This is a genomic window from Klebsiella sp. WOUb02, assembly GCF_050058015.1.
GTDB lineage: Bacteria > Pseudomonadota > Gammaproteobacteria > Enterobacterales > Enterobacteriaceae > Klebsiella.
The window spans coordinates 4,015,471-4,038,573 of sequence record NZ_CP170110.1 but is presented as its reverse complement, the minus strand read 5'-3'; the positions used below and the strand labels follow the sequence as shown (position 1 = coordinate 4,038,573).

Annotated in this window: 19 protein-coding genes, 3 pseudogenes and 1 riboswitch; of the genes and pseudogenes, 12 read left to right on the top strand and 10 right to left on the bottom strand. The window is 60.6% G+C overall.

The annotated features are described in order from the left end of the window. Positions 1-570 carry a 4'-phosphopantetheinyl transferase AcpT gene (gene acpT / locus ABOC21_RS26540; protein WP_426813849.1) on the top strand — a complete coding sequence of 190 codons (570 nt, stop codon included), beginning with the start codon at positions 1-3 and terminating at the stop codon, positions 568-570. 1 nt (position 571) lies between these two features. On the opposite strand, the pseudogene arnF reads toward acpT, so the two are convergent. From arnF to arnB, 7 genes and pseudogenes are all read right to left on the bottom strand, one after another. Then, positions 572-956: pseudogene (gene arnF / locus ABOC21_RS26535) on the bottom strand (4-amino-4-deoxy-L-arabinose-phosphoundecaprenol flippase subunit ArnF). Continuing rightward, a complete protein-coding gene (gene arnE, locus ABOC21_RS26530) occupies positions 956-1,294 on the bottom strand; it encodes a 4-amino-4-deoxy-L-arabinose-phosphoundecaprenol flippase subunit ArnE (protein WP_426813848.1) in 339 nt (112 codons plus the stop codon). Before arnE ends, arnF begins: the two are co-directional and overlap by 1 nt. Further along, positions 1,291-2,946, bottom strand: a complete 1,656-nt coding sequence (arnT, locus tag ABOC21_RS26525; protein WP_426813847.1) for a lipid IV(A) 4-amino-4-deoxy-L-arabinosyltransferase — start codon at positions 2,944-2,946, stop codon at positions 1,291-1,293. Before arnT ends, arnE begins: the two co-directional genes overlap by 4 nt. After that, entirely contained in the window at positions 2,943-3,845 is a 903-nt protein-coding gene (arnD, locus tag ABOC21_RS26520; protein ID WP_426813846.1) for a 4-deoxy-4-formamido-L-arabinose-phosphoundecaprenol deformylase, read from the bottom strand. The genes arnT and arnD overlap by 4 nt, the downstream gene beginning before the upstream one ends. Then, positions 3,842-5,827 (bottom strand): bifunctional UDP-4-amino-4-deoxy-L-arabinose formyltransferase/UDP-glucuronic acid oxidase ArnA, encoded by a 1,986-nt coding sequence (gene arnA, locus ABOC21_RS26515; RefSeq protein ID WP_426813845.1) that lies wholly within the window; start codon positions 5,825-5,827, stop codon positions 3,842-3,844. Before arnA ends, arnD begins: the two co-directional genes overlap by 4 nt. Next, positions 5,824-6,807: an undecaprenyl-phosphate 4-deoxy-4-formamido-L-arabinose transferase gene (gene arnC / locus ABOC21_RS26510; protein ID WP_426813844.1), complete on the bottom strand. Its 984-nt coding sequence runs from the start codon at positions 6,805-6,807 to the stop codon at positions 5,824-5,826. Before arnC ends, arnA begins: the two co-directional genes overlap by 4 nt. Before the next feature lies 1 nt (position 6,808). Continuing rightward, positions 6,809-7,949, bottom strand: a pseudogene (gene arnB, locus ABOC21_RS26505) (UDP-4-amino-4-deoxy-L-arabinose aminotransferase). A 639-nt stretch (positions 7,950-8,588) separates the two neighbouring features. Between arnB and nikA the strand changes: the two are divergent. From nikA to ABOC21_RS26470, 7 genes and pseudogenes are all read left to right on the top strand, one after another. Beyond that, on the top strand, positions 8,589-10,148 hold the full coding sequence (nikA, locus tag ABOC21_RS26500) for a nickel ABC transporter substrate-binding protein (RefSeq protein WP_426815588.1): 1,560 nt from the start codon (positions 8,589-8,591) through the stop codon (positions 10,146-10,148). Beyond that, a pseudogene (gene nikB, locus ABOC21_RS26495) lies at positions 10,148-11,093 on the top strand (nickel ABC transporter permease subunit NikB). Before nikA ends, nikB begins: the two are co-directional and overlap by 1 nt. After that, positions 11,090-11,923 carry a nickel ABC transporter permease subunit NikC gene (nikC, locus tag ABOC21_RS26490; protein WP_426813843.1) on the top strand — a complete coding sequence of 278 codons (834 nt, stop codon included), beginning with the start codon at positions 11,090-11,092 and terminating at the stop codon, positions 11,921-11,923. Before nikB ends, nikC begins: the two are co-directional and overlap by 4 nt. Further along, positions 11,923-12,687 carry a nickel import ATP-binding protein NikD gene (gene nikD / locus ABOC21_RS26485; protein ID WP_426813842.1) on the top strand — a complete coding sequence of 255 codons (765 nt, stop codon included), beginning with the start codon at positions 11,923-11,925 and terminating at the stop codon, positions 12,685-12,687. Before nikC ends, nikD begins: the two co-directional genes overlap by 1 nt. Next, complete coding sequence (nikE, locus tag ABOC21_RS26480) at positions 12,684-13,475, top strand: nickel import ATP-binding protein NikE (RefSeq protein ID WP_426813841.1); 792 nt, start codon at positions 12,684-12,686, stop codon at positions 13,473-13,475. The genes nikD and nikE overlap by 4 nt, the downstream gene beginning before the upstream one ends. Continuing rightward, the gene (gene nikR / locus ABOC21_RS26475) at positions 13,463-13,879 is read left to right on the top strand and encodes a nickel-responsive transcriptional regulator NikR (RefSeq protein WP_426813840.1); all 417 of its coding nucleotides are present in this window, start codon (positions 13,463-13,465) and stop codon (positions 13,877-13,879) included. Before nikE ends, nikR begins: the two co-directional genes overlap by 13 nt. Positions 13,880-13,966: 87 nt before the next feature. Then, a riboswitch (M-box (ykoK) riboswitch) is annotated at positions 13,967-14,150 on the top strand. Positions 14,151-14,481: 331 nt separating this feature from the next. Then, positions 14,482-15,495 (top strand): magnesium transporter, encoded by a 1,014-nt coding sequence (locus ABOC21_RS26470; RefSeq protein WP_426813839.1) that lies wholly within the window; start codon positions 14,482-14,484, stop codon positions 15,493-15,495. 49 nt (positions 15,496-15,544) lie between these two features. Here ABOC21_RS26470 and ABOC21_RS26465 read toward each other — a convergent pair whose 3' ends face one another. After that, on the bottom strand, positions 15,545-16,126 hold the full coding sequence (locus ABOC21_RS26465; protein WP_426813838.1) for a nuclear transport factor 2 family protein: 582 nt from the start codon (positions 16,124-16,126) through the stop codon (positions 15,545-15,547). 108 nt (positions 16,127-16,234) lie between these two features. Here ABOC21_RS26465 and ABOC21_RS26460 point away from each other — a divergent pair, with 108 nt between their 5' ends. Beyond that, complete coding sequence (locus tag ABOC21_RS26460; RefSeq protein ID WP_426813837.1) at positions 16,235-17,128, top strand: LysR substrate-binding domain-containing protein; 894 nt, start codon at positions 16,235-16,237, stop codon at positions 17,126-17,128. A 4-nt stretch (positions 17,129-17,132) separates the two neighbouring features. On the opposite strand, the gene ABOC21_RS26455 is transcribed toward ABOC21_RS26460, so the two are convergent. Next, a complete protein-coding gene (locus tag ABOC21_RS26455) occupies positions 17,133-18,326 on the bottom strand; it encodes an NAD(P)/FAD-dependent oxidoreductase (RefSeq protein ID WP_426813836.1) in 1,194 nt (397 codons plus the stop codon). A 229-nt stretch (positions 18,327-18,555) separates the two neighbouring features. Here ABOC21_RS26455 and pitA point away from each other — a divergent pair, with 229 nt between their 5' ends. Then, a complete protein-coding gene (pitA, locus tag ABOC21_RS26450) occupies positions 18,556-20,052 on the top strand; it encodes an inorganic phosphate transporter PitA (protein WP_426813835.1) in 1,497 nt (498 codons plus the stop codon). A 53-nt stretch (positions 20,053-20,105) separates the two neighbouring features. Here pitA and uspB read toward each other — a convergent pair whose 3' ends face one another. Beyond that, positions 20,106-20,441: a universal stress protein UspB gene (gene uspB / locus ABOC21_RS26445; protein WP_159864284.1), complete on the bottom strand. Its 336-nt coding sequence runs from the start codon at positions 20,439-20,441 to the stop codon at positions 20,106-20,108. Between the two features lie 377 nt (positions 20,442-20,818). On the opposite strand from uspB, the gene uspA reads away from it, so the two are divergent. Both uspA and dtpB read left to right on the top strand, forming a co-directional pair. After that, on the top strand, positions 20,819-21,256 hold the full coding sequence (gene uspA / locus ABOC21_RS26440; protein WP_041143102.1) for a universal stress protein UspA: 438 nt from the start codon (positions 20,819-20,821) through the stop codon (positions 21,254-21,256). Between the two features lie 344 nt (positions 21,257-21,600). Then, on the top strand, positions 21,601-23,049 hold the full coding sequence (dtpB, locus tag ABOC21_RS26435) for a dipeptide/tripeptide permease DtpB (RefSeq protein WP_426815587.1): 1,449 nt from the start codon (positions 21,601-21,603) through the stop codon (positions 23,047-23,049). Positions 23,050-23,103: the final 54 nt, after the last annotated feature.

Below are 23,103 nucleotides of genomic sequence, written 5' to 3'. Positions count from 1 at the left end.
ATGTATCGGCTTTTGCTGGGGAAAATTTCGACCTTAAACACCCAGGCGCTGCCGCCGGCGATCTCCGCCCTCGCGCCGCAGGGAGCGCGCCGCGCTGGCTGGCTGGCTGGCCGCGCGCTGCTCTCCCGGGCGATGACGCCGCTGCCCGAGATTATCTACGCCGAACAGGGCAAGCCGGGGTTTGCTGACGGGACGCCGCTGTGGTTTAACCTCAGCCATAGCGGCGACAATATTGCGCTGCTGCTCAGCGACGAGGGAGAAGTGGGCTGCGATATTGAAGTCATTCGCCCGCGTGAAAACTGGCGTCGGATCGCCAATGCGGTATTTAGCGCCGGCGAGCACGCTCAGTTGGAGGCCGAACGGCCGGAGCAGCAGCTGGCCGCGTTCTGGCGCATCTGGACGCGTAAAGAGGCCATCGTTAAGAAGCGCGGCGGCAGCGCCTGGCAGATCGCTAGCGTCGACAGCACCTTCCGAGGCCGGCTGTCGGTCAGCCAGCTCCAGCTTGGCAACCTCAGCCTCGCGGTCTGCACGCCGACGCCGTTCGAGCTCAAGGTCGAACGGTTGGGCTAAGCTATGCTTTGCGCTTCAGCGGCCAGAAGATGGTCAGCACCCCGACAACGATAAGCAGCACGCCCAGCAGCGCGCGCCAGCGGAAGGCCTCGTGCCAGCCGGGCAGCCAGATCGCCGCGGCCCATACCGCAATGTAGCTCAGGCTCAGCAGCGCGTAGGCTTTGGCGAGCGGCAGGCGGTGCAGCGCAAAGTACCAGCACACCATCGACAGCAGATAGCCGCCCAGCCCCAGCGCCAGGCCGAAGGTGCCGGCCCGGAGATGGACAAGGTGGCTGATAAACGCGACCAGCTCGGTCAGCGGCGGCAGTTCCACCATCGCCCCGCGCAGTAGCAGCCTGCGCGGCGCTGACCAGCCCGACGCTAAGTAGCGCCCAGATTAAGCCCATCAGACGCTACTCCCGAGAATCACGATCCCCACGACAATCAGCCCGACCCCAACCCAGTGGCGACGCGCCACCGGCTCGCGCCAGACGCCCCACGCCGCGAGGGTGACCCAGACGAAATTGAGGCTCAGCATCGGGTAGGCAACGCTCACCGGGATCGCCTGCAGCACGCTCAGCCACAGCAGCATTCCGCCGCCGAGCGCCAGCAGCGCCAGCCCCAGCCAGCCGAGAATATGCCGCCCGCGCCGCCCGGATTTCGACGGGCGGGTGGCCTGTTTCTGGCACAGCTGCCCGGCGCAGCTCAGCAGGCTGGCGAGGGCCAGGCAGATCCAGATGCTCATTGCGGCAGATACTGGATAAACACAACCCGTCCTAGCTCATAGGAGCTATCGGGTTTCGGTAGCGGCAGGTCGTTCATGCTCTCCCCTTTATCCATCAGCAGAACCAGCGACACCGGCCCCTGCTGACGATGCGCCTCCAGCCAGCTGGCAAAGTCGCCCTCGCTTAGGTAGCGGCCCTGCGCGTCCGGCCAGTCGAGACCATATTTTAGCTCACCTTGCTTATCGAACAGGATGATATCGCTGCGCCTGAGCTCCCACGACAGGCCGCCGGCAATACCGACGTTATTGGTCAGCACGTAGCGGCTCGGCGCCAGCGACTCGCCGACGATATCGACCATAAACTGCGGCTGCTTGCTATCAATAACCCGGTCGGGAATAGCGAACCCCACCAGCAGCGCCAGCCCCAGCGGGCAGCAGGCGGCGAGCGGCCAGCGCCGGGCGCTATCCCTGAGCGTCAGCCAGCCCACCAGCGCCCAGAGCGCAAAGATCAGGGCTGCCAGCAGGCATTTATACAGCTCGATCTGCGACCACACCGGCTTGTGCATAAAGCTCCACGGCGAGACCGCCAGCACCGCCAGCAGACCGGCCAGGCCGAAGCCGATGTTGATCATGGCGTTGATGCGCAGCGCCCTGCCCCCCGCTTTCGCCGCCTCCAGCGCATAGCGGGCCATCAGAATCGCCAGCGGCCCAAAGCACGGCAGGATGTAGGTCGGCAGCTTGCCCTTAGCAATGCTAAAGAACAGCAGCGGCATCGCCACCCAGCCCAGCAGATACAGCGCGCCGCGGGCGTCGTCGCGTTCGCTCCAGCCGCGCTTCAGCGCCCCGGGCAGCAGCGCCAGCCACGGCAGGCTTCCGCCAATCAGGAACGGAATGTAGTACCAGAACGGCGCTTTATGCTGAGCGTCTTGCTCGGCAAAGCGCTGAATATGCTCCACCCAGAAGAAGTAGCGCCAGAAGTCCGGCTCGCGCTGGGCAATGGCCAGCCCCCACGGCAGCACCACCAGCGCGCAGACGCCCACCGCCAGCCAGCCCCAGGTCAGCACTTCGCGCCAGCGCTTACGCGCAATCACCCACGGCAGTACGCCAACCACCGGCACCGCCAGGGCGAGGAAGCCTTTGGTCATCACCCCCATCCCGCAGGCCACGCCCAGCAGGAGATAGCCGGCCATTTTACCCTTCGAGGTCTGCGCCTGAGCGGCGCCCCAGAAGCTGCACATGGCGAGGGCCATCCACATGGCGATCATCGGGTCCAGCACCGCATAGGTGCCGATACCGTAGACCAGCAGCGCGGTGAGGAACATCACGCCGGAGAGGATCGCCAGCCGCTTATCCCGCCAGATCCGCCACGCCAGCCAGGCAACCAGCAGCGCGGTCACGCTGATGGAGAAGACCGAGCCAAAGCGCACGCCGAAGTTGTTGTGGCCAAATAGCCACTGCCCGATGCTGTTAATCCAGTAGCCGGCAATCGGTTTTTCAAAGTAGCGCAGTCCGAGGAAATGCGGCACCACCCAGTCGCCGGAGGCCAGCATTTCGCGGCTGATCTCCGCGTAGCGCGTCTCGTCAGGCTGCCAGAGCAGGCGGAAATTCAGCGGCAGTACGTAATACAGGGCAAACAGCGCCAGCAGGGAGATACCATAACGAATGCTTTTCATACGTCCTGACTCAGTAATTGTTCACGCCCAAGCCAGCCTTCCCGGCCGGCCAGTTCACCGCGTACCACCTTGCCCACCGGCAGCGCGCTAAAATCAGCGGGCAGCAGCTGGCTTAGCGGACAAAACAGGATCTCTTCCCGCGCCGCCAGCGTCAGCAGTTCATCAAACTGCTGCGCAAAGGCGATGCCTTCCACTTCGGCGTGAATGGTATAGACCGGGACGCCCGGGTCGCGATGAATGCAGTCCAGCAGATAGCGATTAAAGCCGCCGGCATCCACCACGCTGCCGACCACCTCATCCCAGGTGGGAAGCGTGACCGGGATCTGCACGGTCCCCAGCGTCTGGTCGCCGAGCTGCGGCCGGAAGGGGCGGCTGCCCCGGCAGTCGCTGTTGTAGAGAAAATCGAAGGACTCTTTAGCTTTGATGACCCGCTGGTCGGCGCGCCAGCCGGCGACGGCGGAGCAGGTTACCGGACGGCCAATAATCCGCTCCAGCTCCAGCAGCCCGCGTTCAACCTCCAGCGCCAGACGCTCCTGCGGCCAGACGCCGCTCCACGCCTGCCAGCTGTAGTGATCCCAGGCATGCAGGCCCACCTCATGCGCCTGCGCCGTCGCGCGCAGTACCTCTTCATTCCCCGCGCCGATGCGCCGCCCGGGCCAAGCGGTACCGGCCAGCAGGATGTCCCAGCCGTACAGCGAGGCCGCCTTTGAGCGCAGCATCTTCCACAAAAACTTCGGTTTTATCAGGCGCCACAAATGGCGCCCCATATTGTCCGGCCCAACGCTAAAAAAGAAGCTTGCCTGAATCCCGTGCTGGGCCAGAAGGCTCAGCAGCCGCGGAACTCCGTCCCGCGTGCCGCGAAAGGTATCAACATCTATGCGTAAGCCGACCTGTTTCATGATCTCTTATCATCCGCCAGTTCAACGGTGCGCAGGAAGAAGTCGAGGGTATGCTCGACGGTCTCTTCCATCGGTACCGTCGGCGTCCAGCTCAGGCAGCGCTTCGCGTTGCGGATGCTCGGCTTACGGTGCTCGACGTCCTGATAACCTTTACCGTAGTAATCGCTGCTTTCGACATCGCGGAAGCCGGCGAACGGCGGGAAGCTGCCGCGCAGCGGATGGCGCTCGAAGCAAGCCAGCAGCATCTCCGCCAGCTCTTTAATACTGGCTTCGTTATCCGGGTTACCGATGTTGATAATCTGCCCGTCGCAGCGGCCGTCTTTGTTCTCGATAATCCGGAACAGCGCCTCAATCCCGTCGCTGATATCGGTGAAGCAGCGCTTCTGCTTACCGCCTTCGATAAGCTTAATCGGCGAGCCCTCAACCAGGTTGAGAATCAGCTGGGTAATGGCGCGGGAGCTGCCGATACGCGCGGCGTTGAGGTTATCCAGACGCGGGCCCATCCAGTTAAACGGACGGAACAGGGTGAAGCGCAGCGCGGCTTTGTCGCCGTAGGCCCAGATCACGCGATCGAGCAGCTGCTTCGATACCGAATAGATCCAGCGCTGCTTGTTGATCGGCCCCACCACCAGGTTCGAACTGTCTTCATCGAAGTTTTTATCGGTGCACATACCGTACACTTCCGAGGTCGACGGGAAAATAATGCGCTTATCGTACTTCACGCAGTCGCGGATAATCTTCAGGTTCTCTTCGAAGTCCAGCTCGAACACGCGCAGCGGGTTACGGGTGTATTCGATAGGCGTGGCGATCGCCACCAGCGGCAGAACCACGTCGCATTTCTTAATGTGATACTCAATCCATTCGGAGTGAATGCTGATATCCCCTTCGACGAAGTGGAAGCGCGGGTTCTCGAGGAAGCGGCTGATGGCATCAGAACCGATATCCAGACCGTAGATTTCGTAATTATCGTCCTGCAGTAAGCGCTCGGTCAGATGGTTGCCGATAAACCCGTTAACGCCGAGGATCAGCACGCGGGTGCGGCGCTTAGCCGCCGCCACCGGCTTGCTGCTCAGCACGGCGCCGGAGACCAGGCCCAAAGCCTGCGCCAGCTGGGTACCCTGCATATAGACGCCGCGATCGGTCTGGCCGGTGACGATTTCCAGCGCTCCGTCCCGGCAGGCGACCACCAGCGGCGCGGTGGAGATCACCGTCCCCGGCTTCGCCGCCGGCAGATCGCGGCGGACGCGAGATGTCCAGACGATAAATTTGTTGGCGCCGGTATAGCCAAACGCGCCCGGCCACGGATCGGATACCGCGCGGACCAGGTTATGCAGGGCCTGAGCGGGCTGCTCCCAGTCAAGACGGCCATCTTCCGGCGTACGGCGGCCGACGTAGGTCGCCTGGCTCTCGTCCTGCGCGCGAGCGTCAATTTTGCCTTCACGGATCGCCGGCAGCGCCTGGCCCAGCAGCTCGGACGCCGCCGCGCATAGCCTGCGGTGCAGGGTCAGCGCCACGTCATCGCCGCCGATGGCCACCGTCTGCTGGGCGACGATATCGCCGGCATCGGCGCGGCTGACCATGCGGTGCAGGGTGACGCCCGTTTCGCTTTCACCGTTGACCAGCACCCAGTTCAGCGGCGCGCGGCCGCGATACTTCGGCAGCAGGGAGCCGTGCAGATTAAAGGCGCCCTGCGGCGCAAGATTGAGGATCTCATCGCCCAGCAGATTGCGGTAGTAAAAGGAGAACAGGACCTCCGGTTTCATGTCGCGGATACGTTCAATCCACAGCGGGTGATTCACATCTTCTGGCGCCCACACCGGGATACCTTGTTCCGCAGCGATACGCGCCACCGAACCAAAGAAATGGTTTTCGCCGGGGTTATCCGGATGGGTGAAAATAGCGGCAATGTCATACCCGGCGTCCAGCAGGGACTGAATACCAGCACAACCCATATCGTGATAAGCGAAGACTACGGCTTTCATGAACGATCTTCCTCTTGAGATGCCGTTTCCGGCTGACGAACAACACGTTGAATAAAGTAGCGGGGGCGGGCGCGCACATCGTTATAGATGCGGCCGATATACTCCCCAAGCAGGCCCATGCCGACAAACTGGGCGCCGATAAACATAAACAGCACGGCGAAGAGCACGAACACCCCTTCGGCCGCCCACTGCGGGCCGAGAACCAGGCGCAGCACGATCAGCAGGATCGAGAAGGCAAAGCCCAGCAGGGCGATGACGCTGCCGAAAACGCTGAGCAGACGCAGCGGCGTGGTGGTCAGGCAGGTCACCAGGTCGTACATCAGGTTAATCAGGCGCATAAAGCTGTATTTGGAATCGCCGAACTCGCGCTCGGCGTGCATCACCGGGATCTCCACCGCCCGGCGGGCGAAGGTGTTCGCGAGGATCGGGATAAAGGTGCTGCGCTCGTGGCAGTTGAGCATCGCGTCGATGATATGGCGGCGATAGGCCCGCAGCATGCAGCCGTAATCGCCCATCGCTTTGCCGGTGGTGCGCTGGATCAGGCGGTTGATCATCTTCGACGCGGTTTTGCGGAAGAAGGTATCCTGGCGGTTCTGACGTACGGTACCGACCACGTCATAACCCTCGTCCGCTTTCTCCACCAGCCGCGGGATCTCCTCCGGCGGGTTTTGCAGGTCGGCATCAAGAGTGATAATCAGATCGCCGGTGACGTGGCTAAAGCCCGCCATGATCGCCGAGTGCTGGCCGTAGTTGCGGTTCAGCAGCACCGCCACGACGCGGCTGCCTTCGGCTTCGGCTGCCGCCGTCAGCATGCGGGCGGAGTCATCGCTGCTGCCATCATCGACCAGCAGGATTTCATAGTCGCGCCCAAGGGTGGCGCAGGCGCTATCCGTGCGGCGAATGAGCTCCGGCAGGCTCTCCTGTTCGTTATAAACGGGGATGACCACCGAGACTTTCTTCACGGGAGGATAAGTAAACATATTAACGTCCTGACAGCTGGCGCAGAGCGGAGATCACGCGGGTGACGTCGTCATCGGTCATATCCGGGAACAGCGGGAGTGAACAAATGCGCGCGCTGTTCCATTCCGTATTCGGTAATGACAGCGTCGGGAAGCGCTCGCGGTAGTACTTTTGCGTATGCGCCGCGCGGAAATGCAGCCCGGTGCCGATGCCCATGGCTTTCAGCTGCTCCATTAAGGCATCGCGATTAATGCCGCAGAGGGCCTCATCGACGCGGATAATAAACAGGTGCCAGGCGTGCTGGTGCTCCCAGTCAGGCGCCTGCAGCGGCGCGAACGGGGTATCCGCCAGCTCGCTCAGATAGCGACGAGCAATGTCGGCGCGACGGCGGTTGGCGTGCGGCAGCTTCTTCAGCCTGCACCAGCGCCAGCGCGGCGTTGATATCGGCCAGGTTGTACTTGAAGCCCGGGGAGATCACCTCCGCCTGCGGCGCGCGGCCGAGGGTCTGACGGTCGTAGGCATCAACGCCAAGGCCGTGGAATTTGAGGCTACGGATGCGCGAAGCCAGCTCGTCGTCATCGGTGACGATCAGGCCGCCTTCGGCGCAGGTCATATTTTTAATGGCGTGGAAGGAGAAGATTGCGGTGCCGCGGCTGCCAACGTGACGGCCCTTGTAGTAAGTCCCCGCCGCGTGGGCGGCATCTTCAATCACCGCGATACCGTGACGCTCGCCGACGGCGCGAATGGCGTCGATATCCGCCGGCGCGCCCGCGTAATGCACGGGAACGATGGCCCTGGTGCGGGGGGTAATCGCCGCTTCGACCGCTTCAGCGGCGATCATTAGGTTATCGCGATCGATATCGATCATCACCGGCGTCGCGCCCAGCAGACAGATCATGTTGAGGGTCGAGACCCAGGTCTGCGAAGGGGTGATCACCTCATCGCCGGCGCCGATGCCCAGCGCCATCAGCGTGACGTGCATGCCGCCGGTGGCCGAGCTGACCGCCACCGCGTGACGATTGCCGGTCAGCGTGCAGAAGGCCTCTTCCAGCGCCTGATTTTTCGGCCCGGTGGTGATCCAACCTGATTGCAAAACTTCACGCAGCGCGGCCAGCTCTGCGTCACCCATTGACGGGCGCGAAAACGGCAAAAATTCGCTCATCATTTTCCTGCTCAGTATATGGTCCGAACAAACTCAGACCGGTAGAAAAAAATATCCTGCGCCAGCGGACTTAAACAAAATGAAAATGAAATTCTTTCAATGCCACATTTTCATTGCAGGGTATTTGCCGTTATTTAATTTAGACGGGGTTGCTTAGGATAATATTAAGAAATTAATATAGTTGGCGATCGGCAATACAACCAGTTGTTTTATAAATAAGTTTATTAACTGTGATGGCTGATTTAAGCGGGAAGGATGGAGTTTCCGGATCGGCAGCGGCCGGGAGCTCGGCGCGGTAAATTAAACAAACATTAAACCGTTAAACAATAAATAGAATGTTACGCGCTGATACTAAACAGAGAAATCTTACATAGATCACAAAATTATTTCCGGGGTATTACAGGTTTGCAAAAAAACCGGCGGCTAATTGGCTGGCAGGATAATGAATAATAGCGTCCCTATCGGCGCACGACCGTGAACTCAGGTTTCAGGCGCCGCTGATAGCGCGCGTCTATATGATTTTCTTATACTATTGGGCCATTGATTGATCTGAGTGACCCCTAAAGTATGATGAATTATTAAAAGCATCATACTTTTCCGCTCACTGAGATTAACGCCTTGTCGATCCTTCGCTCCTTCATCCGCCCTCTTCTGACGGCGGTTTTCATCTGCCTGCCTCTGCTTACCGGCGCGGCCGCGCGTGAATTAGTGACCGCCTGGCCGGTTAACGTTGGCCCTCTGAATCCCCACCTCTATACCCCCAACCAGATGTTCGCCCAGAGCATGGTCTACGAGCCGCTGGTCAAATATCAGCAGGATGGCTCGGTCAAGCCGTGGCTGGCGAGCCGCTGGAGCCACTCCGCGGACGGAAAAGTCTGGCTGTTTACCCTGCGCAGTGACGTGCAGTTCTCCAACGGCGAACCGTTTAACGCCCGGGCGGCGGTAGCCAATTTTCAGGCGGTGCTGGCGAACAGGCAGCGTCACGCCTGGCTGGAGCTGACCAACCAGATCAGCGATGTCAGAGCGCTGAGCGATAGCCAGCTGCAAATCACCCTCAAAAGCGCCTACTACCCTTTTCTCCAGGAGCTGGCGCTGCCGCGTCCGTTCCGCTTTATCGCCCCGTCACAGTTTGTTGACGGCGGCACCCTGCACGACATTAAGGCGCCCATCGGCACCGGGCCGTGGGTGCTGAAAACCACCAAACTCAACCAGTATGACGTGCTGGTGCGCAACCCACGCTACTGGGGCGAAAAACCGGCGCTTGACCAGGTGACCGTGAAGGTCATTCCGGATCCGCTGACCCGCGCCGTAGCCTTTGAAACCGGCGATATCGATCTGCTTTACGGCAACGAGGGCCTGCTGCCGCTGGACACCTTCGAGCGTTTCAGCCATAGCCCGGCCTGGCGCACCCAGCTTTCTCAGCCCGTTGAAACGGTGATGCTGGCGCTTAACTCTGCCAAAGCGCCGACCAATGAGCTGGCGGTGCGGGAAGCGCTCAACTACGCGGTCAACAAAAAGTCGCTGATCGACAACGCGCTGTACGGCACCCAGCAGGTCGCCGATACCCTGTTTGCCTCTTCGGTCCCCTACGCTAATATCGGCCTGACGCCGCGCCGCTACGATCCGCAGCGGGCTAACGCCCTGCTGGAGAAGGCCGGCTGGCTGAGGCCCGCGGGCGAACAGATCCGCCGGAAAAACGGCCAGCCGCTGCGCATAGAGATGTCGTTTATCGGCACCGACGCGCTGAGCAAATCCATGGCCGAAATTATGCAGGCCGATATGCGCCAGGTGGGCGTCGACGTCGTGCTCAACGGCGAAGAAGAGAGCAGTATTTACGCCCGCCAGCGCGACGGCCGCTTCGGCATGATTTTTAACCGCACCTGGGGCGCGCCGTACGATCCGCACGCCTTTATGAGCTCGATGCGCGTCCCCTCTCACGCCGACTATCAGGCCCAGCTGGGATTAGCCGATAAGGCGCTTATCGACCAGCAGATTGGCAAGGTGCTGGCTACCGCCGACGAAACCCGGCGCCAGGCGCTGTATCGCGACATCCTGACCCGCCTGCATAACGATGCGGTCTATCTGCCCATCAGCTACGTCTCAACGATGGTGGTGGCAAAACCCGAGCTCGGCACGATCCCTTACGCTCCCATCGCCGCCGAGATTCCGTTCGAACTGATCCAGCCGGAGCAGCCCTGATGCGGCGCTACGCACTGCGGCGCATCCTGCTGCTGATGCCGATGATTTTCGCCGCCTCGGTCATTATCTTTCTGATGCTGCGCCTCGGCACCGGCGACCCGGCGCTGGACTATCTGCGCTTATCAAATCTCCCGCCGACGCCGGAGATGGTGGCCTCCACGCGCGCGATGCTCGGGCTGGACCAGCCGCTCGTCGCCCAGTACGTCAGACTGGCTATGGCAGGCGCTGCATCTCGATTTTGGCCTCTCCTTCGCCACCCAGCGACCGGTAATCGACGACGTGATGCACTTCCTGCCCGCCACGCTGCAGCTGGCGGGCGCGGCGCTGGTCATTATCCTGCTGACCTCCGTGCCGCTGGGGATTTGGGCCGCCCGCCATCGCGACCGCCCGGCGGATTTCATCGTGCGGGCGATCGCTTTTCTCGGCGTCTCGATGCCCAACTTCTGGCTCGCCTTCCTGCTAGTGATGTTTTTTTCCGTCTACTTGCAGTGGCTGCCGGCGCTGGGCTACGGCGGCTGGCGGCACCTTATTCTACCCGCGGCGTCGATAGCCCTGATGTCGCTGGCCATTAACGCCCGCCTGCTGCGCGCCAGCATGCTGGAGGTTGCCGGCCAGCGGCACGTGACCTGGGCGCGGCTGCGCGGGTTGAGCGACCGGCAAACCGAACGCCGTCATATTGTACGCAACGCCTCTCTGCCCGTGGTGACGGCTATCGGGATGCATATTGCCGAGCTGATTGGCGGCACGATGATTATCGAAAATATCTTTGCCTGGCCGGGCATCGGGCGCTACGCGGTATCGGCCATCTTTAACCGCGACTACCCGGTGATCCAGTGCTTCACGCTGGTGATGGTGGTGGTGTTTGCCCTCTGCAACCTGACGGTTGACCTGCTCAACGCCGCGCTGGACCCGCGCATTCGCCGCCATGAAGGAGCGCGCCGGTGAACCTTTTTCTTTCCGCCCGCTGGCCGGTACGCCTGGCGCTGATCGTCATTATCCTGCTGGCGCTGATTGCCCTCACCGGCCAGTGGTGGCTGCCCTACGACCCGCAGGCCGTTGATTTATCGTCTCGCCTGCTGTTGCCGGACGGCCAGCACTGGCTGGGTACCGACCATCTGGGACGCGATACGCTTTCCCGTCTGCTGGCCGCCACCCGGGTTTCTCTCGGCGCGGTGCTGGCCTGCCTGCTGCTGGTGCTGACGCTCGGGCTGGTTATCGGCGGCTGCGCCGGGCTGATGGGCGGCCGGGTCGATCAGCTCACCATGCGGGTTGCCGATATGTTTATGACCTTTCCGACCTCAATCCTGTCGTTTTTCATGGTCGGCGTACTGGGTAGCGGGCTGACTAACGTGATTATCGCCATCGCCCTGTCGCACTGGGCATGGTACGCGCGGATGGTGCGCAGCCTGACGATTTCGCTACGCCAGCGCGAGTTTGTCCTCGCCTCCCGGCTGTGCGGGGCGGGGCATGTCCGCGTCTTTGTCGATCATCTGGCAGGCGCGGTGGTGCCGTCGCTGCTGGTGCTCGCCACGCTTGATATCGGCCATATGATGCTGCACGTCGCCGGAATGTCGTTCCTTGGCCTCGGCGTCAGCGCGCCAACCGCGGAGTGGGGAGTGATGATTAACGACGCGCGCCAGTATATCTGGACCCAGCCGCTGCAGATGCTGTGGCCTGGCCTGGCGCTGTTTATCAGCGTGATGGCCTTTAACCTGGTGGGCGACGCGCTGCGCGATCGTCTCGATCCTCACCTGATCGCGGAGCATAGCCACTGATGCCACAGCAGATCGAACTCGAGCACTTCACCCTCCACGCCGGGCAACCTCTGGTCCACGATCTGTCGTTGACGCTGCGACGCGGCCAGGTGCTGGCGCTGCTCGGCAGCAGCGGCTGCGGAAAATCGCTGACCTGCGCCGCGGCCCTTGAGGTGCTGCCGCCCGGCGTCCGCCAGAGCGCCGGGCGCATCCTGCTCGACGGTATGCCGGTCCTCGGCAGGCAGCTGCGCGGAGGCACCGTCGCCACCATCATGCAGAATCCTCGCAGCGCCTTTAACCCGCTGCACACCATGGCGGCTCACGCCCGGGAAACCTGCCGCGCCGTCGGCCGGCCGCCGGATGAAGCCTCATTTATCGCCGCCCTGCAGGCGGTAGGGCTGGAGAACCCCGCCCGGCTGCTCAGGCGCTATCCCTTCGAGATGAGCGGCGGCATGCTGCAGCGCATGATGATTGCCCTCGCCGTGCTGAGCGAGGCGCCGTTTATCTTTGCCGATGAGCCCACCACCGACCTCGATGCCGTCGCCCAGGCGCGCATTCTTGACCTGCTGGAAGAGATCGTCGCCACCCGCGGCCAGGGCCTGCTGCTGATCACCCACGATATGGGCGTGGTGGCGCGGCTGGCGCATGAGGTCGCGGTAATGGATGGCGGTCGTATCGTCGAACGCTGCGATGTGGCAACCCTGTTCAGCGCCCCGCGGCATCCGGTTAGCCGGCGGCTGCTGGCGGCGCACCTGGCGCTGTATGGAATGGAGAGCAGAGCGTGAATTTACTTAACGTCGCTGGCGTCAGCCACGGTTATCCGCATCACCCGGCGGTGCTGCAGCAGATCGACCTCAGCATCGCGCCGGGGGAGACGATCGCCCTGCTCGGCCGCAGCGGCTGCGGCAAGAGCACTCTCGCGCGCATGCTGGTGGGGCTGGAGTCGCCGGAATGCGGCGTCGTCACCTGGCGCGGCACGCCGCTCACGGCCCTCAAGGGCGAAGCTCTGCGCGCCTTTCGCCGCGATATCCAGCTGGTTTTTCAGGACCCGCTGAGCGCGGTGAATCCGCGTAAAACGGTGCTCGAGATTATCAGCGAACCGCTGCGCCACCTGTTCCGCTATTCGCGCGATGAGCGCATGGCGCAGGTGAAGGCGATGCTGCAGGCGGTCGATCTCTCCGCGGACCTGCTCCACAGGCGCCCGCTGCAGCTCAGCGGCGGACAGCTCCAGCGCGTGTGCCTGGCCCGGGCGCTGGTGGCCAGGCCGCAGCTGCTGATCCTTGATGAGGCGGTGTCGAATCTGGATCTCGTGCTGCAGGCGGAGATCGTTGCCCTACTCAAGCGTCTGCAGGTACAGTTTTCCGGCGCCTGCCTGTTTATCACCCACGACCTGCGGCTGGTCGAACGCTTTTGCCAGCGGGTGATGGTGATGGAGGGCGGGCAAATTGTTGAAACCACGGAGATAAGCTCCCCGCTGCGTCTTCAGTCCACGGCGGGCCGGGCGCTACAGCGCGCGGTACTTCCCGCTTTTCCAGCCTCCCTGACCAAAGAGAAACGACCATGCAGCGCGTAACCCTGACTCTTGATGATGAGCTCCTCGCCACCCTTGATACGCTCAGCGAACAGCGGGGCTACAACAACCGCTCGGAAGCGGTGCGCGATATTTTGCGCAACGCCCTGATGCATGAGCACGCGCAACAGAGCGAACAGCGCGGCTACGCGGTGCTCTCCTACGTGTATGAACACGAGAAGCGCGAGCTGGCGAGCCGGCTGATTGCCGCCCAGCACCACCACCACGATCTCTCCGTCGCCACGCTGCATGTGCACATCAGCCACGATGACTGCCTGGAGATTGCGGTGCTAAAAGGGGAGATGGGCCAGCTGCAGCGCTTCGCCGATGAGGTGATTACCCAGCGCGGCGTACGCCACGGGCATTTGCACTGCCTGACCGCCGACGAGGAGCACTCCCACCGGTAGTCTCGCCGCCGTTTATCAACAGTTGATAAACCTGTTGAATCATAAGCATGGTTAACTATCCCGCTTCGTGAATAATAGCGCCTCATTTAACGATCTCGTTATGGCGAGGCTCCTGCACAAATATAAGTTACCGCCCTGCTGGTATCGAGAGAGACCACTCAGGGAAATACAGGCATCCATCGAATCAAGGTGTTGCCAAGGTAACTTCTGACGGCATTCGTGCCGGACGGATACGTTGTACAGTTCGAGGTTGTGCCCCCTGATTATACGCGGCGTCGACGCTGAGCCAGAAGCGCGTAATCAAGGCGGAGGGGCAGGGCATAGAAACCTATGCCCAAGCCCGACAACGCAGAGTACGCGCTTCCGGCACGCGTCCCGAAGGGCTGGGGCTGTTTTGGTCCAATACCGCGTTGCTCGCAGCGCATTTGGGCCCCCAAACTACACCGCTCGCGCCTTGCCTTGGGCCAAAATAACCGCCAGCGACGTTCACGTCTAATCAGGGGGCACAACCTAAACCAGGACGTAGGGATCTGCCCGCAATCTGCCTGTGGTCATCCTGTCTTGTTCGCCCCTATGAGTGATTTTTTATAGGGAATTACACCATGTCATCCATCCAATATTGCGCCACCCATCCGGCTAACGCCGCCTTCGACGGCGATGCCATCGCCCAGTACATGCGTACCGATTTTATTACGCTGCCGGAGCAGCTCAGCGTCCATGAAGCGCGGGAGCGCTTTGTCTCGCAGCTCAGCAGCGACGATATTCCAGGCCAGGTTTTCGTCGTCGCCGGCAGGAAGCTGCGCGGCAGCCTGTCGATTAAAAAACTGCTGCAGGAGAGCGATACCGCTCAGCCCATTCGCCACTTAATGGAGAGCTGCCTGTTCCGCGTCAAGCCCGATGACGAGCGCCAGCAGGTGGTGGCCGAACTGGCCGATCGCGGGCTTGACCTGGTGCCGGTGGTCGAAAAAGGCGAGCTGGTGGGCTGCCTGATGGAGAAGGAGATCGCCCATCTGCTGGAAGATGAGGTCACCGAAGACGCGCATCTGCAGGGCGCCACGCTGCCGCTGGAGAAGCCCTATCTGGAGATCAGCCCGTGGACGCTGTGGAAAAAGCGTTCGGTCTGGCTGCTGCTGCTGTTCGTCGCCGAAGCCTACACCAGCAGCGTGATCCAGCACTTTGAAGAGGCGCTGGAATCGGCCATTGCGCTGGCCTTCTTCATCCCGCTACTGATTGGCACCGGCGGCAACAGCGGCACGCAGATCACCTCCACGCTGGTGCGCTCGATGGCGCTGGGCGAAGTGCGGCTGCGCGATATGGGGCGGGTTATCCGTAAAGAGGTCTCGACGTCATTGCTGATCGCCCTCACGCTCGGGCTGGCGGGATGCCTGCGCGCCTGGATGATGGGCATCGGCATGGAAATCACGCTGATCGTCAGCCTGACGCTGGTGTGCATTACGCTGTGGAGCGCGCTGGTATCGTCGGTGATCCCGCTGGTGCTCAAGCGCGTCGGCATTGACCCAGCGGTGGTCTCCGCGCCGTTTATCGCCACCCTGATCGACGGCACCGGGCTGATTATCTACTTCAAAATCGCCCAGTATTTTCTCGGTCTGAACTGATCGGCCAGGGCCCGCCGGCCCGCGCCCGGCGGCCCGTTTTTTGCCAGCGCTATGCCGAGAGCCAGCGCATGCCTGCGGCTTTCATCTCCCGCTCCAGGTCGCTGCCCCGGGTGGCAAAAACCCGCTGTAGCGGAAAACCGCTCTGCTCAAGCAGATAGCCCAGCGCGGCATACTCGCGCGGATACTTTGCCGCCAGCGCCGAATCAACCTCGACCGGTCCCAGCGGGAAGGTAAAGGTCCCCATATCGTAGATACTCTGCCGGTGGAATAGCCGCCACGCGCCGTCGCGCTTTTCCGCCATATCGTAAAAACGGTTGTGGCACTCGCAGCCGATATTCAGCCGGGTGTTCTCCGCAATAATCATCGCGCAGGTTTCAAGGATCGCGCGGCTGCCGTCCGCGCTGAACTGCACGACCGGGGAGCTAATCAGGTGGCGAGTCCGCAGCTCAGAGGCGCCCATGCGTATCGAACCATCGATAAAATCGCTGGCCGGCCCCTCAAACCAGGTAATTTCTATCGTTCCGTCCGGGTGAAACAGCTCGCGTAATTTATCCCATTCGCTCAGGTCGCGATGGATCCAGCCGGTCATCAGATCGTTAAGCTGCTGGCGGTCCTGCAGTTGGCTATGCATGTTGGTCTCTCCGATTAGTGAACCGGATGTAGTTTGTCGCCGGGATACAATAACTCAAATATACAGATTTCATCGATCAATCACTTTAAGTGATGAATGAGGAGCCCTATGGAGCTACGCCATCTGCGCTACTTTTTGGCCGTCGCCGAGGAGAGCCATTTCGGGCGCGCCGCGGAGCGCCTGCACATCGTGCAGCCCGCCCTGAGCAAGCAGATTAAAGACCTCGAAAACGAGCTGGGAGGCGCGCTGTTTATCCGCTCAAGCCGCCGGGTGACGCTCACCGAAGCCGGGAAGCTGCTGCAGGTCCAGGCGCAAAACATTCTCGCCCAGACCGAGCACAGTCGCTTAATTGTCGAACGATCGCTCAAGGGGGAGATGGGCCAGGTGCGGGTCGGCTTTGCCGGTAACGCGGTGCTTAGCGGTCGGCTGATTGCCGATATGCGGCGCTTTCACCAGCGTTATCCGCAGGCGGAGATCGGGGTGCAGGAGCTGGAGCCGCACCAGCAAATCGAAGCCATTCTGCATGACCGGCTCGATATCGGCTATCTGCCGGATTTTCAGGGCGCAAACCACCCGGCGCTGCGCCGGGAGGCGGTCGGCAGCTGGCAGCGGTTCGTGGCGATGAGTGAGGATAGCCCGCTGGCCGCGCACGCGCGGCTGAGCGTGGCGATGCTGGCGGACGAACCGCTGATCCTCTACGCCAGCCACGATGCGGATGCGCAGCTAGCGTCAACGCTGCAGGCGCTCAGCGGCGGGGAAAACCGCCTCGTCTCCCGCGCGTCGGGGACGCTGAGCGTGCTGGCGATGGCCGGCGCCGGGCTGGGGGTGGCGCTGGTCCCCGAGCCGGTGGTACAGGTCGGCATTCCGGGTATCGTCTATCGCCCGCTGGATGCCCCGGAGCTCTGCGCCAACCTGATCCGGGTCAGCCGCAAAGAGGAGATTAACGGCGCGGCGCGCGCCTGGCAGGCGCTGTTTACGCCGCCTTCTGCCGCCGGAGAGTAGCGCCCTACTTCCCGGCCAGCGCCTGCGCGCAGGCCCAGGCGGAGGCCCAGGCCCACTGGAAGTTATAGCCGCCGAGCCAGCCGGTGACGTCCATCACTTCGCCGATAAAATAGAGCCCGGGCACTTTTCGCGCTTCCATCGTACGGGAAGAGAGTTCGTTGGTATCCACGCCGCCGAGGGTCACCTCCGCCGTGCGGTAGCCCTCGGTACCGTTGGGCTGCACGCGCCATGCGGTCAGCGTCTCAACCAGCGCCTCCTGCTCGCGGAGGTTGAGCTGCTTCAGCGTGACGTCCGGGATCTGCCCCAGCTGCTGCAGGCACTCGACCAGACGCTTCGGCAGCTGCATGGCGAGGGTATTTTTCAGGCTTTGATTCGGATGCTCCGCCCGCTGCTGGTTGAGGAACGCCTCAAGATGGCAATCCGGCAGCAGGTTGACGCTGACGAACTCCCCCGGCTGCCAGTAGCTGGAAATTTGCAGCACCGCCGGGCCGGAGAGCCCGCGATGGGTAAACAGCAGATTCTCGCGGAAAACCGTGCCGTTCTCGGCGGTAATGGTCGACGGCACCGACACGCCGGAGAGCGTCTGCAGCTGCTCAAGCAGCGGTTTATGCAGGGTAAAAGGCACCAGCCCGGCGCGGGTCGGCAGCACCGTCAGGCCAAACTGTTCGGCAAGCTTGTAGCCGAACGGCGAGGCGCCAAGGCCCGGCATCGACAGGCCGCCGGAGGCGACCACCAGCCTGTTCGCCGCCGCCGTTTCGCCGTTCAGCTGTAGCGTGAAGCCCGCGTCGTCGCGCTCGACGCTCAGGATCTCCGTGCGCAGGCGGATCTGCACGCCGCCCTTTTCGCACTCGGCCAGCAGCAGGTTGACCACCTGCTCGGCAGAGTCGTCGCAGAACAGCTGACCGAGGGTCTTCTCATGCCAGGCGATACCGTGTTTCCCCACCAGATCGATAAAATCCCACTGGGTGTAGCGCGCCAGCGCCGACTTGCAGAAATGCGGGTTCTGGCTGAGATAGGCCGCCGGCTCGATATACATATTGGTAAAGTTGCAGCGCCCGCCGCCGGACATCAGGATTTTACGCCCCGGCTTTTTGCCATTATCCAGCAGCAGCACGCGCAGCCCCGCCTGTCCCGCCTGTGCTGCACAAAACATTCCCGCCGCCCCGGCGCCGATTACAATGGCATCAAACCTTTCCACACTGCTTCCTCATGTCCCGATTGTCGGGAATTGTAAATATTTCACGCTGGTCGCACCAGCGCGAAAAATTAAGTATTTATGTACATCATTGAAAGATATAGGATTACTCCCAAGCGGTTTGCGCCTGAAGAGCAAGGAAATCAAAAAAAGTCTATATTTCACTTTGCCCGCGCCGCCAAAGTCACTGATAATGCGCCGCGTTCATGTCCTCAAAATGGCGTAACGTCCTATGCTACATTTATTTGCCGGTCTGGATTTCCATACCGGGCTATTACTATTGCTTGCTTTAGCTTTCGTACTGTTTTACGAAGCGATTAACGGCTTTCATGATACCGCAAACGCTGTTGCAACTGTGATCTACACGCGCGCAATGCGGTCGCAGCTTGCTGTGGCGATGGCGGCCCTCTTCAACTTTTTCGGCGTTCTGTTGGGTGGTCTTAGCGTAGCCTATGCCATTGTGCATATGTTGCCGACTGACCTGCTGCTTAACATGGGTTCTGCCCATGGCCTCGCTATGGTGTTCTCCATGCTGCTGGCGGCGATTATCTGGAACCTCGGCACCTGGTACTTCGGTCTTCCGGCCTCCAGTTCGCATACCCTGATCGGCGCCATCATCGGGATTGGTTTAACCAATGCATTGATGACCGGCACCTCGGTGGTTGACGCGCTGAATATCCCGAAAGTCATCGGTATTTTCGCCTCGCTGATCGTCTCGCCGATCGTCGGCCTGGTGATAGCCGGCAGCCTGATTTTCATTCTGCGCCGCTACTGGAGCAACACCAAGAAACGCGCCCGCATCCACCTGACTCCTGCGGAACGTGAAAAGAAAGATGGCAAGAAAAAGCCGCCGTTCTGGACCCGTATCGCGCTGATTCTGTCAGCCATAGGCGTGTCATTCTCGCACGGCGCGAACGACGGTCAGAAGGGCATCGGCCTGGTGATGCTGGTGCTTATCGGCGTCGCGCCGGCGGGTTTCGTGGTGAACATGAACGCCTCCGGCTACGAAATCACCCGTACCCGCGACGCGGTCAATAACGTGGAAACCTTCTTCGAGCAGCGCCCTGAACTGCTGAAGAAAGCGACCGGCGTTGACCAGCTGATTCCGTCACCGGAACCCGGCGTAGCCGCTGCGGGCGAGTTCCACTGCCATCCGGCGAACACCGTCAACGCGCTTAACCGCGTGAAAACGATGCTCACCGGAATCGAAAGCTACGACGCGCTCACTCTCGATCAGCGCAGCCAGATGCGCCGCATTATGCTGTGTATTTCCGACACCGCCGACAAGGTCGCGAAGCTGCCGGAAGTGAACGGCGATGATAAGCGTCTGCTGAAGAAGCTGAAAACCGATATGCTGAGCACCATCGAGTACGCGCCAATCTGGATCATTATGGCGGTGGCTCTGGCGTTAGGTATCGGCACCATGATCGGCTGGCGCCGCGTGGCGACCACTATCGGCGAGAAGATCGGTAAGAAAGGCATGACCTACGCGCAGGGCATGTCGGCCCAGATGACCGCTGCCGTATCGATTGGTCTGGCGAGCTACACCGGGATGCCGGTTTCCACCACCCACGTGCTCTCCTCCTCGGTTGCGGGGACGATGCTCGTTGACGGCGGCGGACTGCAGAGAAAAACCGTTACCAGTATTCTGATGGCGTGGGTTCTCACCCTTCCGGCGGCGATTGTGCTGTCAGGCGGGCTCTACTGGATCGCGCTGAAGCTAATCTAAGCGGCTACCGGTAACGATAGAACGGGTCAGGAAACTGGCCCGTTTTTTTTGCGCTAATGCCAGATAAGCAGCGCAACCATGCTCACCACCACCAGGCCGCACAGCGCGCTGGTTAAAATAAACTGCCGCCGCACCCGTTCACAGCGGCGAATAAACTCGTCGTCATGATGATCGCGATAGCGCTGGGCGTAGATATACCAGACCAGCCTCATCTGTTTACCCGGCTGGCCGTGGGAGGTGAAAAAACCTCCGCCATCAACATATTGATACAGCAAGGGATCGCAACCACGCAGCACTACCAATAACGCACGCAATGATGAGAAGTAGCGTGCCATATTCACCACACAAACGATACACAGGGCCCAAAACAGCGCAATCGTGCTGATCATACTTCCTCCCCGGCGACCCGCCCTCGGAGACGTCTCCGGGGCTAGCGCTCCCCAATACCCAACCCATACAATAGAAGAGTGCGATACCAATCACATTTATTTATTCGATCGGCTCATTAAATAGTGTAGGAGATCAGTTAATTTTTTTACCACAAGGTTAATCGTTATCAATACCTAAGACGGATATATTTGTTTAACTATTAGGTGAACCAGGCGCATTGACGGAGCGCGAGGGGCGCTATAAGGTAGAAATATCTTCTACAATTAAGTCCTTAACGGACAGAACCCCCGCGAATTAGCACGCAGGACGCGGGCGAAGCGGCAGCGCTAGCTGTCTGGTCCAACGGTCATCGACAACTTATGGAAGGAGTAACACTATGGCTTACAAACATATTCTTATTGCAGTAGACCTCTCCCCGGAAAGCAAAGTGCTGGTAGAGAAAGCCGTTTCCATGGCGCGTCCCTACAATGCCAAGGTTTCCCTGATCCACGTCGATGTGAATTACTCCGACCTCTACACCGGTCTTATCGATGTCAATCTGGGCGATATGCAAAAACGCATTTCTGAAGAGACTCACCATGCGCTGAGCGAGCTCTCCGGCAACGCGGGCTATCCGATTACGGAAACCCTGAGCGGCAGCGGCGATCTCGGTCAGGTGCTGGTTGATGCAATTAAAAAATACGATATGGACCTGGTCGTCTGCGGCCACCATCAGGACTTCTGGAGCAAGCTAATGTCCTCCGCGCGCCAGCTGATCAACACCGTACATGTCGATATGCTGATTGTGCCGCTGCGCGACGAAGAAGACGAATAACGTTGCCGCTTTTTTCAAGATCAGCCTGTCCGCGCCCGCTTATGCGGGCGTTTCTTTTCCCTCCGCACCGGTGACTCCCGCCCGCGATTATCCGAAGCTCCCCAACGGACCGTTTACGCCAGCCCGTCGAGAATAATAAGAATATCAATCCATACATCCAATATAAGTTAGTGTGATCAACCAATTATAAGAAAAAATATCCATATAATAATCTAATCATTCAGCCAGTGAGCGCAGCATCGCACATCATCATACTTTTTCAGCGCGTTCTGGCATACGCGTTCATACTTTTTTGGGATAGCACGACAAGGCGAAGGAATATGAAAACAACTGCACCTACGGGCCTGCTGCAGCAACCGCGGCCGTTCTTTATGATTTTTTTTGTAGAGTTATGGGAGCGATTTGGCTATTACGGCGTCCAGGGCATCCTGGCGGTATTCTTCGTTAAACAGCTCGGATTCTCTCAGGAACAGGCGTTTATTACCTTTGGCGCATTTGCGGCGCTGGTATACGGCCTGATCTCCATCGGCGGCTACGTCGGCGATCACCTGCTGGGCACCAAACGGACGCTGGTGCTGGGGGCTATTGTGCTGGCGCTCGGTTATTTCATGACCGGGCTGTCGCTCTTAAAACCCGATCTCATTTTTATCGCTCTGGGCACCATCGCCGTCGGGAACGGGCTGTTTAAGGCCAACCCCGCCAGCCTGCTGTCAAAGTGCTACCCCCCCGACGACGCGCGCCTGGACGGAGCCTTCACCCTGTTTTACATGTCGATTAACATCGGCTCGCTGCTGTCGCTATCGCTGGCGCCGGTGATTGCCGAGAAGTTTGGCTATGCCGTCACCTACAACCTGTGCGGCGCGGGGCTGATTATCGCCCTGCTGGTCTATTTCGCCTGCCGTGGGATGGTTAAAGATATCGGTTCGCAGCCTGACCATCGGCCGCGGGTTCTGCGCAACCTGCTGTACGTGCTGGTCGGTACGGTAGCGATGGTCTTCCTCTGCGCCTGGCTCATGCATAACGTGAAAATCGCCAATCTGGTGCTGATCGTCCTCTCCATCGCGGTGATTATTTTCTTCTTTCGCGAGGCCTTTAAGCTGGATAAAACCGGGCGCAACAGGATGTTTGTCGCCTTTATCCTGATGCTGGAAGCGGTGCTGTTCTACATCCTGTACGCGCAAATGCCCACATCGCTCAACTTTTTTGCCATCAACAACGTGCACCACCAAATCTTTGGCATCACCATTAACCCGGTCAGCTTCCAGGCGCTGAATCCGTTCTGGGTGGTGGTCGCCAGCCCGGTACTGGCGGCAGTCTACACTCATCTGGGCAACAAAGGCCGGGACCTGACCATGCCGATGAAGTTTACTCTCGGGATGTTTTTATGCTCGCTGGGCTTCCTGACCGCCGCCGCCGCCGGCATCTGGTTTGCCGACGCCCAGGGGCTCACCTCGCCGTGGTTTATCGTGCTGGTCTATCTGTTCCAGAGCCTCGGCGAGCTGCTGATTAGCGCGCTCGGCCTGGCGATGGTCGCCGCCCTGGTGCCGCAGCAGCTGATGGGCTTTATCCTCGGGATGTGGTTCCTGACGCAGGCGGCGGCCTTCCTGATGGGGGGATACGTGGCGACCTTCACCGCGGTGCCGGAAAATATCACCGACCCGCTGCAGACCCTGCCGATCTACACCAGCGTGTTCGGCAAAATTGGCCTGGTGACCCTGGCGGTGACGATTGTGATGGCAATTCTGGTGCCGTGGCTCAACCGCATGATCAATACCCCTGCCGAGAGCAAATAGCGGCGGCCAGCCTGCAGGAAGTCGCTCCGCTGGCGCCGTTTGTCTAACCGCGCC